The 17,911-nt window shown below is 28.7% G+C and carries 16 protein-coding genes; 9 read left to right on the plus strand and 7 right to left on the minus strand.

The window, feature by feature from the left end; all coding sequences use genetic code 4:
• Positions 1-77: 77 nt before the first annotated feature.
• The 4 genes from ACNQ12_RS00445 to argS are packed head-to-tail and all read right to left on the minus strand — an operon-like array spanning position 78 to position 4,185.
• On the minus strand, positions 78-1,292 hold the full coding sequence (locus tag ACNQ12_RS00445) for a thermonuclease family protein (RefSeq protein WP_418036835.1): 1,215 nt from the start codon (positions 1,290-1,292) through the stop codon (positions 78-80).
• A gap of 46 nt (positions 1,293-1,338) precedes the next feature.
• Positions 1,339-2,205: a class II fructose-1,6-bisphosphate aldolase gene (fba, locus tag ACNQ12_RS00450; protein WP_416754431.1), complete on the minus strand. Its 867-nt coding sequence runs from the start codon at positions 2,203-2,205 to the stop codon at positions 1,339-1,341.
• A 9-nt stretch (positions 2,206-2,214) separates the two neighbouring features.
• A complete protein-coding gene (gene rpoE, locus ACNQ12_RS00455; protein WP_416754430.1) occupies positions 2,215-2,475 on the minus strand; it encodes a DNA-directed RNA polymerase subunit delta in 261 nt (86 codons plus the stop codon).
• 48 nt (positions 2,476-2,523) lie between these two features.
• Positions 2,524-4,185, minus strand: a complete 1,662-nt coding sequence (gene argS, locus ACNQ12_RS00460) for an arginine--tRNA ligase (RefSeq protein WP_418019003.1) — start codon at positions 4,183-4,185, stop codon at positions 2,524-2,526.
• Positions 4,186-4,347: 162 nt separating this feature from the next.
• Between argS and ACNQ12_RS00465 the strand changes: the two genes are divergently transcribed.
• From ACNQ12_RS00465 to der, 7 genes are all read left to right on the plus strand, one after another.
• Entirely contained in the window at positions 4,348-5,577 is a 1,230-nt protein-coding gene (locus ACNQ12_RS00465; protein ID WP_418034781.1) for a class I tRNA ligase family protein, read from the plus strand.
• Between the two features lie 7 nt (positions 5,578-5,584).
• Positions 5,585-6,376, plus strand: coding sequence for a 23S rRNA (guanosine(2251)-2'-O)-methyltransferase RlmB (gene rlmB / locus ACNQ12_RS00470; RefSeq protein WP_416754426.1), 792 nt, complete (start codon positions 5,585-5,587; stop codon positions 6,374-6,376).
• 150 nt (positions 6,377-6,526) lie between these two features.
• Complete coding sequence (locus tag ACNQ12_RS00475) at positions 6,527-6,655, plus strand: hypothetical protein (protein WP_416754425.1); 129 nt, start codon at positions 6,527-6,529, stop codon at positions 6,653-6,655.
• Positions 6,656-6,869: 214 nt separating this feature from the next.
• A complete protein-coding gene (locus ACNQ12_RS00480) occupies positions 6,870-7,658 on the plus strand; it encodes a hypothetical protein (RefSeq protein ID WP_418036837.1) in 789 nt (262 codons plus the stop codon).
• A gap of 56 nt (positions 7,659-7,714) precedes the next feature.
• Positions 7,715-8,149, plus strand: a complete 435-nt coding sequence (locus ACNQ12_RS00485; protein WP_418036838.1) for a hypothetical protein — start codon at positions 7,715-7,717, stop codon at positions 8,147-8,149.
• 37 nt (positions 8,150-8,186) lie between these two features.
• Entirely contained in the window at positions 8,187-8,867 is a 681-nt protein-coding gene (gene cmk / locus ACNQ12_RS00490; protein ID WP_418036840.1) for a (d)CMP kinase, read from the plus strand.
• Positions 8,867-10,177, plus strand: coding sequence for a ribosome biogenesis GTPase Der (gene der, locus ACNQ12_RS00495; protein ID WP_416754420.1), 1,311 nt, complete (start codon positions 8,867-8,869; stop codon positions 10,175-10,177). The genes cmk and der overlap by 1 nt, the downstream gene beginning before the upstream one ends.
• 36 nt (positions 10,178-10,213) lie before the next feature.
• On the opposite strand, the gene ACNQ12_RS00500 is transcribed toward der, so the two are convergent.
• The 3 genes from ACNQ12_RS00500 to ACNQ12_RS00510 all read right to left on the minus strand — a co-directional run bounded on the left by ACNQ12_RS00500 (position 10,214) and on the right by ACNQ12_RS00510 (position 14,085).
• Positions 10,214-10,564: a hypothetical protein gene (locus ACNQ12_RS00500; protein ID WP_416754418.1), complete on the minus strand. Its 351-nt coding sequence runs from the start codon at positions 10,562-10,564 to the stop codon at positions 10,214-10,216.
• A 79-nt stretch (positions 10,565-10,643) separates the two neighbouring features.
• Positions 10,644-11,456 (minus strand): TIGR00282 family metallophosphoesterase, encoded by an 813-nt coding sequence (locus tag ACNQ12_RS00505; RefSeq protein WP_416754417.1) that lies wholly within the window; start codon positions 11,454-11,456, stop codon positions 10,644-10,646.
• Positions 11,457-11,547: 91 nt separating this feature from the next.
• Positions 11,548-14,085 carry a DNA topoisomerase IV subunit A gene (locus tag ACNQ12_RS00510; protein WP_474623448.1) on the minus strand — a complete coding sequence of 846 codons (2,538 nt, stop codon included), beginning with the start codon at positions 14,083-14,085 and terminating at the stop codon, positions 11,548-11,550.
• A gap of 198 nt (positions 14,086-14,283) precedes the next feature.
• Here ACNQ12_RS00510 and ACNQ12_RS00515 point away from each other — a divergent pair, with 198 nt between their 5' ends.
• The gene (locus ACNQ12_RS00515; RefSeq protein WP_418019006.1) at positions 14,284-14,433 is read left to right on the plus strand and encodes a hypothetical protein; all 150 of its coding nucleotides are present in this window, start codon (positions 14,284-14,286) and stop codon (positions 14,431-14,433) included.
• A 1,220-nt stretch (positions 14,434-15,653) separates the two neighbouring features.
• Positions 15,654-17,900: a DNA polymerase III subunit gamma/tau gene (dnaX, locus tag ACNQ12_RS00520; RefSeq protein WP_416754414.1), complete on the plus strand. Its 2,247-nt coding sequence runs from the start codon at positions 15,654-15,656 to the stop codon at positions 17,898-17,900.
• Positions 17,901-17,911 lie beyond the last annotated feature (11 nt).

Raw genomic sequence — 17,911 nt, forward strand, 5'->3', positions numbered from 1 at the left:
TCCAAATTGTCTATTTACCTAAAACAAAATCAAATATGACTATAAGATAGATAAAAAAATAGCAAAATTGCTATCTTTTAGTCAATGTGAAAAACATTATTAATATTTTCTTTTCAAAATCCTTTTTTCTCAGCTTGAGCTTGTTCTTGCACCTTGATTATATACTTGTAATATTCTTTTTCTAAAGGTGTTTTAGCATAGAAAATGCTCTTTTTATCTGTGTCATTAATATATCAGACACGCGCCATTCCAGCAGCAACTTGTCTTGCACCGAATTCAGTAGCGAAATCTTGCTTAGAATTAGAAAATAGTAATGTTACTCATCTTCCATAAACGTCATTTCCTGTTTTGTGGATATAAAAAACCCAATTTTCTTCATCTAAAATATTCATAAGATTTCACTTGGCTTCATGAGCATATTTATTTTCTAATGGAGCCAATTTAGCATCTTTTGCAGGTATATTTTTAAAAGTTTCTGGAGTATCAATTCCTCTAAAACGTAGCCCTAAAGTTCTCCCTATATTTTCTTTGTGTTTTGCCTCTTTAACTACAAGTGGCTGTGTAGCTACACTAGTGTCTTGCCCTTGCGCTGGCTCTCCAAGATAAATTTGATAAATGGTATCACCATCTGCTACATAATTATTCATTAAGACAACATAATTTTTTGGCAAGTTCTCTCTCATAAATGTTTTATATAGAAGTAATGCTTGATTATAAAGACTATTAAAATTTTCAACTTCAGTATTTGAAATAAAGTCGAACCTATTATCGGCAAAATTTTTGGTTAAATCTTGAATAAAGTTTCTATATTTTGCTTTACTTTCTTGCAATTTTAAATCATTTTGAATAATGAAATTAGATTTTTCAACCATTTTATCTAAAGAATTATTGAAATGCATTCAAGCTTGTTTGAGTGCGTTATCGAAAATATCACCACTCGAAAATACCTTATTCATAGCTTTAAAGTTATTTTCTTGCTTGATAATGTATGCTTTAACTTTTGTCTTATTTATCGGTTTTTCTTGCCCTAAAGCATCTATTTTATTAACTTGAGTATTAAGATAATTAAGTAATGGTTGATATTTAACAATTTCCTTTTGAGTTAGTAAATTTTCTCTAGCATATTTAATTACTTTAGCACTCAAATCTTTAAGTTCTTTATCATTTCTGTCATCTTGTGGTTTTTCAGGTTTTCCATTGTTTGTGTTAGTTTGATTACATTGTGTAGCAACAGTTGGGATAAGCGTGCTTAATACAACTGTTGGTAAAAGTAGTTTTCTAAATTTTTTCATATATAAATTTTATAATTTTTCCATATTAAAGTAAAAGAAAAAAGGCCTAAGCCTTATCTTGTGAGCCAAATTCAAGAATTTTTTCCTTAATGACTTTGCACATAGCTTCATAACCTGGTTTATAAAGTTTTCTAGGATCGTAATTTTTACCTTCTAGATCTTTATTTGAAATAATAAAATCTCTGATTGCTTGGTGATTTGCGAGTTGAAGTTCAGTATTAACATTTATTTTAGTCACACCAAGTGAGATAGCTTTTTGGATTTGATCTTTTGGAATTCCACTACCACCATGTAGCACAATTCCAAGCCCAGTTTCAGTAGCTAGTTCAGCAAGTACATCAAAATTAAGCCCTTTTCAATCTTTTGGATAAATTCCATGGATATTTCCGATTCCAGCAGCTAGCACTGTAATTCCTTGCTTGCTTAAAGAAACAGCCTCTTTTATATCAGCGATTTCCCCTGAACCAATCACTCCATCTTCTTCACCACCAATTGAGCCAACTTCAGCTTCGACTGACATGTTTCGACTTGCAGCTAGGAAAACTAGCTCTTGAGTTAACTCTTTGTTTTCTTTAAATGGTAAATGTGATCCATCAAACATAATTGATGTAAAAGCTTCTGATTTAATAGCTTCTACACAAGTATCAAATGAACCGTGATCTAAATGTAAAGCAACTGGAATTGATATTTTGAAATCCTTAATCATCCCAAGTATCATACCTGAAACAGTTTCAAAACCACCCATATACTTCAAAGCACCTTCTGAAACACCTAAAATAACAGGCGATTTCATTTCTTCACAAGTTATTAAGATTGCTTTAGTTCACTCTAAATTATTAATATTAAAGTGTGGAACAGCATATTTACCTTTTTTAGCTTTTTTAAGCATATCTTTTGCATTTACTAAAGCCATAATTACCTACTAAAATCCAGTGTTTTTACCTTGTCATTTATCATTAGCTGTTCTTTGAAATCTTTTATCAACAGTTAAAAGACGATGTAATTCACCCATCTTTGTTTCTCTGACTTTTTCATATGGTTTAGCATCAGTTACAAAACGTTCTTCTCAGTCTGATTTTAATTCATTTTCTACAGCATCAAAGATTTCGAAAAATGTAAATTCAGCTGTAGGGTCTAAACTTACTTTATTAATTGCGATTTCTAACATTGTTCTTTTTGACATATTTTCCCCTTAAATTAAGTATTTCTATTATACTTCATTATTTTAATATTACATTGTTTTAGGAGCTGAAACACCAATAAGTTTAAGTCCTAATTGTAAAACAATTTGCACAGCTTGAACTAGATATGCATATGTGCTTTGATCTTCGTGGTTAAGCAGTTTAGTTTCAGCATAAAAACTATTAAATAGTTTAGCTAGATTGATTAAGTATTGTGTCATTAAGTTAACTTTTGTAGTTGAAATAATTGTTTTAATTAACTCGTCAAAGTTATCTAATTCTATAATTACTTTTTTAGCTTTATCTGTGAATTGAATATTTGTATTAATAATATCCTTAGTTAATCTTTCTAACAATGAAACTGCTCTCGAATGAGCATATTGAACGATGAAAACTGGATTTTTAGAATCTTGTGAGTTAGCGAAATCAATATCAAAATCAAATTTGTTATTAATTTCTCTAGTCAACATCATAAATCTAATTGCATCGGTTGATGAAACATCCATCAAGTCTGCTAAAGTAACACTTGTTCCTGCACGCTTAGACATTTTAAATTCTTGACCATCTTTAATTAATCTAACTAATTGAATGGTTAAGATATTTAGATTTTCAGGATTAAAACCTAAATATTGCATTGCTATTTTCATTCTTTGGATATATCCTGAATGGTCAGCACCAAAGATATTGATTAAGTTATGACATTTATTAAACTTGATTTGATGATAAGCAATATCTGGCAAGAAATATGTATAGTCACCATTTGATTTAACTAGTACACGATCTTTATCATCACCTAAAGCTTCAGTTTTTAAAAATAATGCACCATCTTGTTGATATGTAGCGTCTTTAGCTTTTAAATCAGATAATGTTTGTTCAATCGCACCTGAATTCTTAATAGCTTTTTCACTTGAAAAGGTATCGAAACTAACATTAAAATGAGCTAAGTCTTCTTTAATTTTATCTAGCATAATTTTCGTAGCAATAGAAGCTAATTGTTCACGTTTTTGTTCATCAAGTTGAATAAAGAAATCACCATATTGTTCTTTAATTTGTTGAGCACCTCAAATAATATCATTACCTCTGTAGCATTCTTCAGGCATTGGGTGTGTGATATTAAATAATTCACAGTATCTTACTCAAATAGAATTAGTTAAGACATTGATTTGATTTCCAGCATCATTAACATAGTACTCAGCTTCAACATTATAACCTGCATGTCTCAAAACTCTAACTAATGAATCACCAAAAGCAGCACCTCTAGCATGACCAACATGTAAAAAACCAGTAGGATTAGCAGAAACAAATTCAACATTTAATTTTTCTCCTGCTATATAGTTTCCTGCAAATCCATCATTAGCACTAATAACTTGTTGAATTGTTTGTACAAAAGCATTGTTAGCTAGTACAATGTTTAAAAAACCTGGACGAGCTACATCAATTTGACTAAATAAGTTATCTTGTGAAAGGATTTGAGCAATTTTTTCAGCTACAATTGTTGGATTCTTTTCCAAAGCATATTGTTTAACAATAAAAGCTACATTAGTTGAGAAATCATATTGAATTTGATTTGTATTAAGATTTTCTGGAACGTTTGGTTGAACAACATTAAAATTTAAATTTTCAATTTCTAATTCTTGATTTAAAAAATTTTGTTTTTGCAGTTGCTCTAATGCTTGGTTAATAGCAAACTTAACTTTTTGTTTTAATGACATCATACTCCTTAAATATAGGTAAATTAATAATTTTTTATATTATATAAAATTATTAATTTTGTATAGTTTTAAACATTATTTTTTTTATATCTTATATATAGCTTTTTTCAATTTTTAAGGCTTAAATATAATATAATTACATAAATTAATTAAGGAGAATAGATGATTAAAGTTTATACCTGTGGTCCAACTGTTTATAATGATGTACATATTGGAAATTTAAGACCTATTTTGACCATGGATTTAATATTAAAAGCAAATCGTGCATTAGGTAATGAATTTAATTTTGTACACAATATAACTGATATTGATGACAAAATTATCAACAAAGCAATTGAAACTAATCAAAGTGAGCAAGAAGTGGCAGCATTTTATGCTGATAAATACATAGAGCTTCTAAAAAAATTCAATGTAGATACTATTACTCATTTAGAATATGTGACAGCTAACATGAATTTAATTATTGATTTTATACAAAAGTTGCTTGAAGTAGGTGCTGCGTATCAAGATACTGAAGGAAATGTTTGGTTTGATGTTTTAAAATACCAAAATAATTATGGTGTAGTATCAAATCAAAAAATTGAAAACATGCTTTCGGAAGAGAACGAATACAGTAATCTAAAAAAATCACCAATTGATTTTGCTTTATGAAAAAAGACTAAAGTTGGAGTTACTTATGATTCACCCTTTAGCAAAGGTAGACCTGGATGGCATACTGAGTGTGCTGTATTAATTTATAAATATTTTGGCCAAGAAGGTGTAGACATTCACAGTGGTGGGATGGATTTAACATTTCCACATCACGAAAACGAAAATATTCAATTTTATGCACTTACAAAACACCAAATAGCACAAAATTGGCTAAGAACTGGACAAATAAACCTAAATGGCATGAAGATGTCTAAATCATTACAAAACGTAATTTTACCTAAAGATTTTTTACAGAACTACAGTCCTGATGTATTAAAGACTATTTTCCTACAAAATGGATTTACAAGTGAAATAAATATTGATAGTAATACGCTGGAATCAGTAAATGCTTTAATTAATAAAATTAAGCGTTTATACTTTGCAGCTTACCTGGATAATATCGATGTTTACGCATATGACAATGATTTATTTACAGAAGCAATGCAAGCTATTGCACATTTAAGATTTTCTGATTTTAATAAATTAATAAATGAAATAATAAAGCAAGCTAATAAAACAAAAGAAGTTAAATATTATGCTACAGTAATTAAAATATTCAATACTTTAAGATATGAATTTGAGCAAATTGACTTTGCATCATATGCTGAAATTTATTATGAGTGAAAAAAATTAATTGCTCAAAAGGAATACAGTCAAGCAGATCAATTGCGTGAAATATTGATTAATAAAAACTTAATTTAAGGAAAAAATGAAAAAAGAATTTAATAAGAAAAATAAATCTTTTGCTAATGAACGTTCAGATAGCAAAAAGCGTAATGAAAAGATTGTTAAGTCATCTAATGAAACATTAATTTGAGGAAAGAATTCGGTAATGGATGCCTTAAACAGCAACTTAAATATTTCCAAAATTTATGTAAATGAAAATTTCACTAGTTTTAAAGTTGATAAGCGTGCCATTCCAATAGAATTCGTTTCAAAAAATATATTAGACGAAATGTCAAACAGTGCTAACCACCAAGGTTATATTGTCGCTATTAAAAGCATCAATTATTCAGATGTTGAACAACTTGTTAAAAGAAAACCAAGTATCATTCTAGCCTTAGACCATATTGTAGATCCGCAAAATTTAGGAGCAATTATTAGAACAGCTAATGCAGCGGGAATTAAAGATATTTTACTTCCAAAAGATAATGCAGCAGAGGTTAACTCTACAGCTTTAAAGGTTTCTTCAGGTGGTTTTGTGGGAATGAATTTTTACAAAGTCAGTTCACTAAGCGCTGTTCTTACTAAACTGAAAAATAATTCATATTGAGTTTATAGCACAACATTGCAAGAAGATTCAGTGGATTATAATACAATTCAATATCCTGAACATACAGTATTAGTAATGGGTAATGAAGGTAGTGGTGTAAGTAAGGGAGTGCTTGCTGTTACTGATCAATGCATTCACATCAATCAATATGGTACTGTGCAATCATTAAATGTTTCTGTGGCTACAGGAATAGTTGTTTTCGGATATTTAAACTCAAAAAACAGGTAAATAAAATGCCTGTTTTTTTAAAAACAGACATTGTTTAATCTTGTAGCATAGTAATATATTATATTTATTCGTAAAATTTAATCGATCATTTTTACATTATACCTAAAAGGAGTTCCTTAAAAATTGCGAGAAAGAGATAAGGAGGTAATTATGTGAAAAAAGAAAATGGAAATAAAAAATATTTGTGAATATACTTGAAAATATCTGGCAATACTTAATAGCAAAAAATATATTAAAAAGGAAACAAAAGATGAGGGATGAGAAAAACCTTTTAAATAAGTAGTGCCATTGAGGCAACATTTAATTGCCTCATAATTATTCTATCAAACCTATGAGCAAAGAATCACTTTAGAATCAATTTCCATATTTTTACATCCCACTCTAGAATATAGGATTCTTTTTTGCAAAAATATGGAAATTTCAATAAAAATATTTTTCTATTGAATGTAAAAAAATCGTATATTTTTTAAATACAATCTAGTAAAATAAAATTATGACATTAAATTGATTATATATAATTACCATTATATTAGCTGCTTTATTGTTTTATGCAGTTTTTAAAATGTATGGTTACTTTAATTTTATTAAAGCAGGATTTAACATTGCTTGAGTAAGACGACAAACATATTGGAAACTTGGGATGTCAAGTGCTTATTTTGGAATTATTATTATTTTATTTGCTTTATATGCAGCTGGAGTTTTGAAAATAACTATCTGAGACCAAGAGAAAAATGCTTATAGTCCATTTTTATTTCAACCGATCGGGGCATTTGCTTTAATTAGTTATTTTGCTTTAGCATTTTATATTGCTATTGTAGTATTTTCTTTAATAGTATTATTTAGCAAAAAACCAAGAATTGTAATTACTTGAGAAAATATTTGTGACTTAGATGTAGATTCATTTAATTTAAATATTGATAAAAGTTATATTAAAAATAGAAACAGCTATACAATGTTTAAAGACTACATTACTAATTCAATGATGTTTAAAAAATATCCAAAAATCTTTGCTTCAAAAGTAATTTATTATGCATTGATGTTCATATATTCTTCGCCAGTATATGAAAATGCATTTAAAAAACAAGTTGATCAAAATGAGGTTTCAGTAGAAGAAAATGAATTCGATAAATTGCTAGTTTCAGAACGCCCAATTGCTGAATTATTCAGTGATAATAAGCAATATATTACTTATGTTGTTAAAACTGCATATGAAAAAGTGAATACATTTTACCCTCTTGATGAAATTTCATTTAAGAATGCTGTAACTAAGGCTTTTAAATAGCCTTTTTTTCTTGATATTTATCAATTTTTTATAAATTAATATAGTAAAATAAAGCTATGGGTAAAATAGGTTATAAATCAAAGCAATCTACCCAAGAAACTTTCTCATTTCAAAGATTAAAGTACCTAGCTTTGCAAGAAGATCAGGAACTTGAAAAAGAAATGAAATGAATTAGTAATTTTTTTGGAACGGATTTAGTAAAAATTAAACATTTTAATGTCCAAGCTTGTCAAGAATGATGTGATGAGCAATCTTTTATAACCAATAAAAAACCAATAAAACATGTAGAAGAAGAATTGAATAAAATTGAAGTTGAATACTTGAAATTAACTGAATGTTTTATAGATAAGTTTCCTTTCTATCAAACTAACGAAAGAAATAAAGTTTTCTATGAATTAATAAATTCTCAACCTAATAGTACTCAAGTAGCCAACCAAAATTTACAAAGCACAAATACTACTCGAGTTAAGGTCAATAAGCTCGAAATCTAATTTTGTGCATTTTTATTTATTTATTGTAGGAGAAAATATGAAAGTTAATATTGCAATTGATGGGCCAAGTGGAGCAGGAAAATCAACTATTTCAAAGGAATTGGCTAAACGCTTAGGATATACATTTATTAACAGTGGAAGTGCATATCGCGCGGTAGCATATAATGCAAATAAATCAGGAATTGAATCACATGAAACAGAAAAAATAATTCAATCACTTGAGCCAGGGATGATAGAACTAAGACCTAATGATGTAACTTTGCTTAGAGGAATGGATATTTCACATGATATTAGAGCAGATTATATTTCCAAAATCACACCAACTGTAGCCAAAATTCCTCAAGTAAGAGAATTTGTTGTTAATTTTATTCAAAATATGACATTAAAAAATAAAGGTTACATTATTGATGGTAGAGATACTACTTTCAAAATTATGCCTCATGCCGAAGTTAAAATTTTCTTATGAGCTAGTGAAGAAGAACGTGCTAGACGTAGACTTGAACAAAATCAAGCTTTAGGTTATAATACAGATTTCCAAGAAGTATTATATGAAGTTAAATTAAGAGATGCACAAGATATGAACAGAGCTATTGACCCTCTTCACAAAACAGAAGATGCTATTTATGTTGACTGTACAGAAATGAATTTAGAAGAAGTATTAGATCATATCCTACAAATTGTTGATAATAAAATTAAAACCCTACAAGGAGGCCAATAATGCGTAATACAGTAGCTATTATAGGTAAACCAAACGTTGGAAAAAGTACTTTTTTCAATAAATTAATTGGAAGAAAAGTTTCAATTGTACATGATGAACCAGGGGTAACTCGTGATCGTCTTTATGAGAAGATTAATTGAGCTGGTAAAGAGTTAAAAATTATTGACACTGGTGGAATTGAAATTGAAAATAGACCCTTTCAAGAACAAATTCAAATTCAAGCTAAAATTGCTATCGAAGAAGCAGATGTAATTATCTTCTTATTTGATGGAACAAGTGAAATTACCAATGATGATTTATTTATCATGAATATTTTACGTAAAAGTCACAAACCAATTATTGCTGTAGCTAATAAACTTGAAGACAATCAACAATTTGATTACAGTTGATATAAGCTAGGAGTTGAACATATTTTTCCGGTTTCAGCACTTCATGGTGAAGGAATAGGTGATGTGCTTAATAGATGTATAGAAGACTTAGATTTTAGCGAAGAAGAAAGTGTTGAAACATTTAACCTTGCAATTATCGGGAAACCTAATGCCGGAAAAAGCTCATTACTTAATAATTTAGCTAAAGAAGAACGCTCAATTGTGTCTCCGATTGCTGGGACTACCAGAGATTCAGTTAAATCATTGGTTGAAATTGATGGTAAAGTTTATAATGTTATTGATACAGCCGGAATTACTAAGAAATCTAAATTAGTTGAATCAGTTGATCATTATGCCTTAATGAGAGCAATGAATTCACTTGCTGAAGCTGATTTATCTTTAATTGTTATCGATGCAACACAGGAAGAGATATCGCATTTTGATTCACGTATTATCGGATATGCATTAGAAAATGAAAAACCAATTATTGTAGTTATTAACAAATGAGACTTAGTTGAAAAAGAAACTAATACAATGGCACAATATGAAAAGAAGCTTAGAAATAAATTCCACTTTGTACCATGGGTTCCGTTTGTATTTATTTCAGCTAAATATAACCAACGCTTAAATAAATTATATGAAACAATCAATATGGTTAGAACCAACCTTGAAAGAGACATTAAACCTTCAATGCTTTCTAATTTAATTATGGAAACTCAAATTATTCAACCTGCTGTACCATTCAATGGTGGTAGATTAAATATTTACTTTGCTCGTCAAGAAAAAGCTAAAATCCCAACATTTACATTTTTTGTTAACAACAAAAAGTTTTTACACTTTTCATATCAACGTTATTTAGAAAATCAACTTAGAGCAACTTTTGACTTTAGAGGTTGTCCAATTAAAATGAACTTTAAAAACAAGCAAAACGCTATGGAATAATACAAAAATTCTAGACCCAAAAGTCTAGAATTTTTACTACTCAAATTGGTTTGCATAAAATGAATTTTCATGAGAAATTACAATAAAGTTTAAAATTCAACTTACAAGTGGGAAAAAGAACAAAAAAATAAACGAAACCCAAAGCAAGGTTTTATTATCTTGTGAAACATATGAAGTTAAAGTTGCAGTTGTTACTAGCATAATAATAAATACTATAAAAGTTGCTAAATAAATTGCTCCTGAAAAGACTGTTGATAGTGTTCTTAGTATTCCGAATCAAGTATTTACAGCATACATAGGAATTGCAAAAGAAGTAGAAATTATTACTAAAATAATGTGGATAATTGTAACGATTTTAAGTTGTTCTAAATTTTTTATTTTATTCATATCGACCCCTAAGATTTAAATATTATAGCAGCTTTGAACTATAAATAAGCAATAAAAAATCAGGCTAAGCTGATTTAAATTAAAGTGTAATATCTGAAATATTTAGTAATTTAATCGAATTACCATTTACTTTATCTAGTGTAATAATCACCCCATTAATTTGAGTGTTATTATTGCTAACCTTAAAACGTTCATGTGCATTGTAGCGCATCTTGTGATAAACTTCATCAAAATTTGCTCCAATAGCACAATTCATTGGACCTGTCATACCAGCATCAGTAATATAAGCTGTACCTTTTGGTAAAATACGAGCATCGTTAGTTTGTACATGTGTATGTGTTCCACACACTGCGTCAACTTTTCCATCTAGATATAAGGCAAAAACATTCTTTTCGCTTGTAGTTTCAGCATGAAAATCTACAAAGTGAAAATCAGCTTTTTGACCCTCTTCCAGTAATTGATCCATAGCATCAAAAAAGTTATTAGCTTGAGATTGTTTTCAAGGTGACATTAATTCATTAAAAGTAATTCCCATAATCGATGTCACTCTTAATGTATTTCCCTTAACTTCAAATACTTTACTTCCTTGCCCGGGATAATCCAAGTCAATGTTATAAGGTCTAATAACATTACTGTTATCAATAAAGTTTTCAATATCACTGTTAGCTCAAACATGGTTTCCCATTGTAAAAGCATTAACTCCAGCCTGTGAAAGTCTATCGTAATCGTTTTTATCTAATCCTTTTCTACCAGTTACATTTTCACCTTGTGCAATAGTGAAATCAACTGAAAAATCTTTGATTAGGGTAGGTAGAAATTTCTCTACAGTTTTCACACCTGGTTCTCCAAAAATATCTCCTAAAAATAAGATATTAATTGCTTGATTTTTCATATTGTTCTTATTATAGCAGCATTATTTAAACAAGTAAAAGAATTATGCAGTTTGTAGCAGAAAAAACAGCAAGAGGGCTTGCTGCTATATTCTATTTATTTTTCTTTTTATCTGCTTCTAAGTTCTTATTAATTTTTTCCATTAAAGCATTAATTGCTGCTGTAGCTGATTCTTCTAAAATACGAACTTGTTCTAAAGTTTTGGCTTCAGTTTGTACTCTTTCCTTTGAAAAAATCATTTCACCAGCTTTATAGTCTTGATCAAAATATTTAATATTGAATGCTACTTTTTCAGGGTTGGCTATATCAATGTGATAAATTCTTGGACTATCTGTTGAAATTGCATATGATTTAACCTGATCAATGAAACTACGTTCAAGTACATCTCTAGCAATTAATGTTGCTTCATCACTAGTTATTTCAGCAATTGAATCAACAGAGAATTTCTTAGTATCTTTAAAAATAGGCTTACCTTTAATGTTTTTTGGAACATATGGGAATTTATCGGCTTTAATTTTTACAATTTGACCATTGTTAGATGCTAAAGCTAATAAACCATCAGCAGCAATGGTGCTAAACATTTGAACTTTATCATTTAGCGATAAATAAACACCTTTATTCCCTTTTGCTTTAGTACCATATTGCGCTAAATCTGTTTCGCTATACCTTGAAACACAACCATTTTCTGTAATAATAACTATATCACGTGAACCATTGCAAATGGTTGCATTGACAAGTTTATCACCCTTTTCCATCGAAATAGCTGTATAAGAACGATTGATTCTAGATACTTCAAAATCTTGTAGCAAGGTTTTTTTGAAATATCCATTCTTAGTTCCTAGCGCAACATAAATTAATGAGTTTCAATCATTAATTTCAAATATTGATACCACTTCATCAGCTAGTAAAAAGTCAGCAAAATTAGATAAATGGAAGCCTAAATCTTTTCATTTTGATTCTTGAATCTTATAAGCTGGAATAATCATGTAGTTTCCAAGTGCTGTGAAAATCAATAAGTTATTAATTGAATTTACTTTTCCAAAGAAAATTAAATTATCATCATCTTTTAAGTTGTAAGTCTCGAAGTTATTTGAGTCCACAACTCTTTGTGAAAGACGTTTAATATATCCACCACGTGAAAGACCGATATTAATCATTTCTTCTTTAATAAGATCTGTCTCATTATAACTAAAATCAAATTCCTCTTCCACGATTTCAGTTTTTCTAGGCTTAGCAAAGAGCAATTTTAGTTGACTTAATTGGTCAATGATAAAGTCATTAAATTTATTTTCATCACTAAGCAATAAGTTAATACGATTTATTTCAGCAACTAATTCAGCTTTTTCATTTAGGTAAGCTTCTTTATCAGTTTTACTTAATCTATAAAGTCTTAATTCAGCTATAGCTGTAGCTTGATTCTTAGTAAATGAAAAAACATTAATTAAGTTTTCAATGACACCAGCTTTTGAACCTTCAGATTTACGAATGACTTCAATTACTTTATCAGTAATTTCGGATACCTTAATAAATCCTTCTACAATTTCTAAACGCAATTTATATTTTTCAAGATCATAAACTAAAGTTTTAGTTTTTATATCTTTAACGTGCAAGATGTAGTTATCAATAAGTTGCACAATTCCTAATGTACGAGGTGAATTTTGTACAATGCAAGTATTATTGTATGAATATGTAACTTGTAGATCCGTTTTTTGGAACAAATAAGTTAAAATACTGTTTTCACTAGCATTAGCATCTAGTGTAATTAATATATTAATTCCTTCACGATCTGACTGATCTTTAATTTCTAAGATACCATCAATATCTTTATTATTAATAATATTATCGATATCATATACTAATTTTGATTTTACTACGCCATAGGGAATTTCGGTAATTTCAATGTACTTGTATTTGTCTTTTGAATAAGTTGTATATTTAGCGAAAAGTCTAATTTTATCCTTTTGATTTCTTCCGGTATCAAAAGCTTCTAAAATTCCTTTAGTCCCACGAATAATCCCACCTGTAGGGAAATCAGGACCTTTAATAAATTTTACAACATCATAGAATGTAGCATGTGGGTTTAAAATACGATAAATGGTTGCGTCAATTATTTCACCAAGGTTGTGTGGTGGCATATCAGTTGCCATTCCGATAGCTATTCCCATTGACCCATTAACTAATAAGTTTGGAAAAATTGAAGGTAATACTGTCGGCTCAACTTCAGAGTCATCAAAGTTGGGTGCAAATTTTACTGTATCTTTTTTTATATCACCAATAATAAATTCTGAAATTTTAGCTAATCTAACTTCAGTATAACGCATAGCAGCAGCTGGGTCGTTATCGATTGATCCGACATTTCCGTGCATATCTAAAAGTGGTAAATTCATTTTTCATCATTGTGACATATTAACCATAGCTTCATAAACTGAAGAATCACCATGTGGGTGGTATTTACCAATAACATCGCCAACAACTCTAGCAGATTTTTTATATTGTTTATCACTAAATAATCCTAGTCCATACATAGCGTATAAAATACGACGTTGTACAGGTTTAAGTCCATCTCTAACATCAGGTAGTGCTCTTTGCTGAATAACATATTTTGAGTATCTTCCAAAACGATCTGCCATGATACGATCAAGTGTTTCGTTTATTATTTTTTCAGTTACAAGTACTTCTTTTTCTTTTTTCATATTCTTCCTCTATTTCTATAGTTTCCATTTAATTATAATTTATTTTATTAACATAGTAATAAAAAGGCCTGAGAGTTTACTTTTTTCAATAAAATCTAATTTGCTACTTTTTATATTCTTTAAAAAATATTTGTAATGATAAAAACAATAAGACGACTTTATTTAAATGGTTTATTAGTGCACATTACTTTTAAGACATTTAATGCAAAACGTATAAATAATTCTATTCTTGCATTGATTCATTATGCAAACACAGATAACATCAGTTCTCTATTGGTATCATAATGTTTCTAATGTAATTACTTTTCCGAATTACATGTGATTAAGAAATTTTTGTTCCTAAAATATGTAGTTTTTTTTCATTTAAATGTACCTAAAATTACATAGAAATTATATTTTATAAGCTATGAAATCTTACTAAAACTAAAAATATAATTTGTCATAAATAACTATATCTATCATGATCAATTTGAAAACTATTTTTTACAAAGTGCTATAAACCACTGATCTATGTGAAAAATTTTAATTTCAAGAGCAAAATTTATATATTTCAGTAACTGTTTATAGCTATGATAAAATTAATTTATAAACAAGCAAGCTTGAGACGGAAGGGCATATTCAAAAGAGAAAATTAGTGCAGAAATAAGATTTAAAGGGTTTGGAGAAGAGCAAAAAATATATTAATAAAATGATATTATTTTTTCACTTCTGCATATAAAAAATATGTAAAAGTGTCTCTGTAGGTGGTTTATTTCAGGATATTTAGTAAGAAGCTGAATCAATTTGAAAATTTGCAAACAGATATCCATTTGCAGACTATAATAATAGGAGATCATACCCCATCTATTTACAAACTGAAATGTCCATTTTTGTTGTATCTGGCATTAGAATTTTAAAAAGTAAAAATGATTTGTTCACAGAATTTCTTTATAGAATAACTGAAAAATATCTTTCTCTTAACCATAAATATACAAGAGATTTTTCAATATTAAAAATGCAAGAAGCTAAAAATCGAAAAACAAACAACATTAAGCAAGAATTATTAAAAAATGTTTTGTTAGATGCTCTTTGACTAAATTCACAAAATATAAAATATTTGCTACAATTTTGTAAGAATATTATTTTTCTTACTATTTTAGTTGATTAATAAGAGATAAAAATATTTTTAAAAATTCAACTTTTATAGTAAAATAAATTCATAATTATTAATAATTAAATGAAAAGGATTAACATGCGTAAAGTAGTTAGATTAAAAAACAAATTACGTGCTGAAGCTCGTGCAAAAAAATTAGCTAAAGAAGAAAAGAAAGCTGCTAGAAAAGCTGCTGAAGCTCAAGCTAAATAATAAGTCCATTGGACTTTTTTTATTTATGTTTCATAAAATGTGGTAATTCACTTTTATCCCTACAATGTAGTAGTAAATGAAATTATTAGAATAAATTTGATTTATTTATATTAGCAATCACTTTAATTGTTTATAATATTAAAACATAGTAAGGAGCAAAATGAGTTACAAGACGTTATATAGAAAATATAGACCCAATACTTTTGAACAAGTTGTGGGTCAAGAACACATTGTTAAAACATTGCAAAATATTATTCTTTCAGGCAAAGTTGGGCACGCTTATTTATTCTGTGGTCCAAAAGGAACCGGAAAAACATCTGTAGCTAAAATTTTTGCCAATGTATTAAATTGTGCACATAATAATAATGCAATTTCATGTCAAAATTGCCTTGCACATTTCAATGACAGTTTAGATATTATCGAAATGGATGCAGCTTCAAATAATGGAGTAGATGAAATCAGAGATCTTAAAGAAAAAATAGAGCAAGCTCCTATTAATAGTAAATATAAAATTTACATTATTGATGAAGTTCATATGTTAACTAAGAGCGCTTTCAATGCACTTTTAAAAACACTTGAAGAGCCACCTGTTCATTCAATTTTTATTTTAGCCACAACTGATGTGCAAAAAGTTCCTCTAACTATTCGCTCTAGAACACAAGTTTTTAATTTTAATAGAATGAGTGATAAAGACATTATGCAACATTTAGCTCATGTTTTAGAATTAGAAAACATTCAATATGAAAAAGAAGCACTTCGCATTATTGCTCGATTATCTAGCGGTGGAATGCGGGATGCACTTTCTATCGCAGACCAAAGTGCTTCATTTAATGGAGCAACAATTACAGCTGAGAGTTTATATGCTAACTTTGGTATTTTATCTACTAACGAAACTATCACATTAATGAATTTAATTCTAAATGCCAGCGCTTATGAGTTGATTCGTAAGTTAAACGAATTAGAGCAAAAAGGAATTGATCCAAGTCAATTAGTACTTGCTTTATTAAATTTAAACAAAGAAAAGCTTCTTTACTTAAAAACACAGGCAAGTGATTTATTGGTAATTTATACACCACAGGAATTAAATCAAATATCTACTTCAACTCATAATTGCCTTATTTTAGCTGATGCATTTTATGATATGTTTATCAAGGTTCAAAGAAGCCCTTTTCCATTTGAAATTATTGAACTTGGTTTATTAAAAGCATTGCAAGAATTTGAAACAGCACCTGCTAATTTTAATAATGTTAAAGTGGAACCTGTAAAATCAATAATGGAGGCAACTTTAGATACTAAAATTTTGGATCAAGCAGAAAAACAAGTAGAATCAGATTCCGAAGTCTTTATAAACTTAATTCCAGAAGAAAATGACACAGTACAAGAGCAAAAAGTTCCTGAACATGAGCTTAATATTCAACATCACACCACTGAAAGTGTGCTAAATTTAGTGTCGGAAAACTTTAAATTTGATATTGGTTCAAACATTGATATTGACCTAGTAGCTACAAATTCAGATGACAACTTAATTCAAAGCAATGAAAGCGATCAAATTCAAACTGTAGTCGATCAAAAAGTGCATGATTTTTTAAATGCTTCTGTGCAAGATTCATTTTTAGCTAATAAATTAATTAAAGAAGAAGATGATAATGATTACAATCAAATGGATTTATCATTTTCAAATGTAGTTGAGCAAAATAATAAAACTCAAGCTATGGTTAGTGAAATGCTTAATCAAACTCAAGAATTCTTACTTGATAATAATGAGCATGAGGGGGACATCAAAGATGTGGATTCTGAACTAATTAATGATCAAACCATAACTGGCGAAAAAGAAAATCTTATTTCTACAAGAGAGATAGACATAAACAAAATTCAAGATTTTACTAGTTTAGAATATAATAAAGAAACACCAATCGCTAAAAAGATCCCATATGCGGAATTTTTACAAAAACGTGGTATTGAAGAATATGTTAATGATGCAAGATGAATTCAACAGAATTCTGAGTATAACTTTACAGTTATTTTTAGAAACGCACTTGCAAATATAGATTCAATTTTGTTATCAAAGCCAGAATTTAAACAACAAGCTGCGTTATTTAAACAACTAAAAATTATGTTTGGTTCAGATCGCTTTATTGTGGTTACTTCAAATGACCAAGCAGTATTAGATAAAATTGCACAAAAAGGTGATAGTCAATGGCTACAAAGCTTTGTAACATACCTTTTTGGAGAGCCTTATAAATATATTTACCCGATTTCTCACTCACAAGTGCAAGAAATTAAAGAATATATTAGTAGTCATAATAAAGATGACTTACCTCCAATTGTTGAACCAGAGTTTTTGGAGGAAACAATTGCTGAAAACAGCGATGATTGATTTATTAATCGCGCTAACTTATTTAGATAAAATTAGGAGTA

Source organism: Mycoplasma paraquilae (assembly GCF_048284415.1).
GTDB lineage: Bacteria > Bacillota_I > Bacilli_A > Mycoplasmatales > Metamycoplasmataceae > Mycoplasmopsis.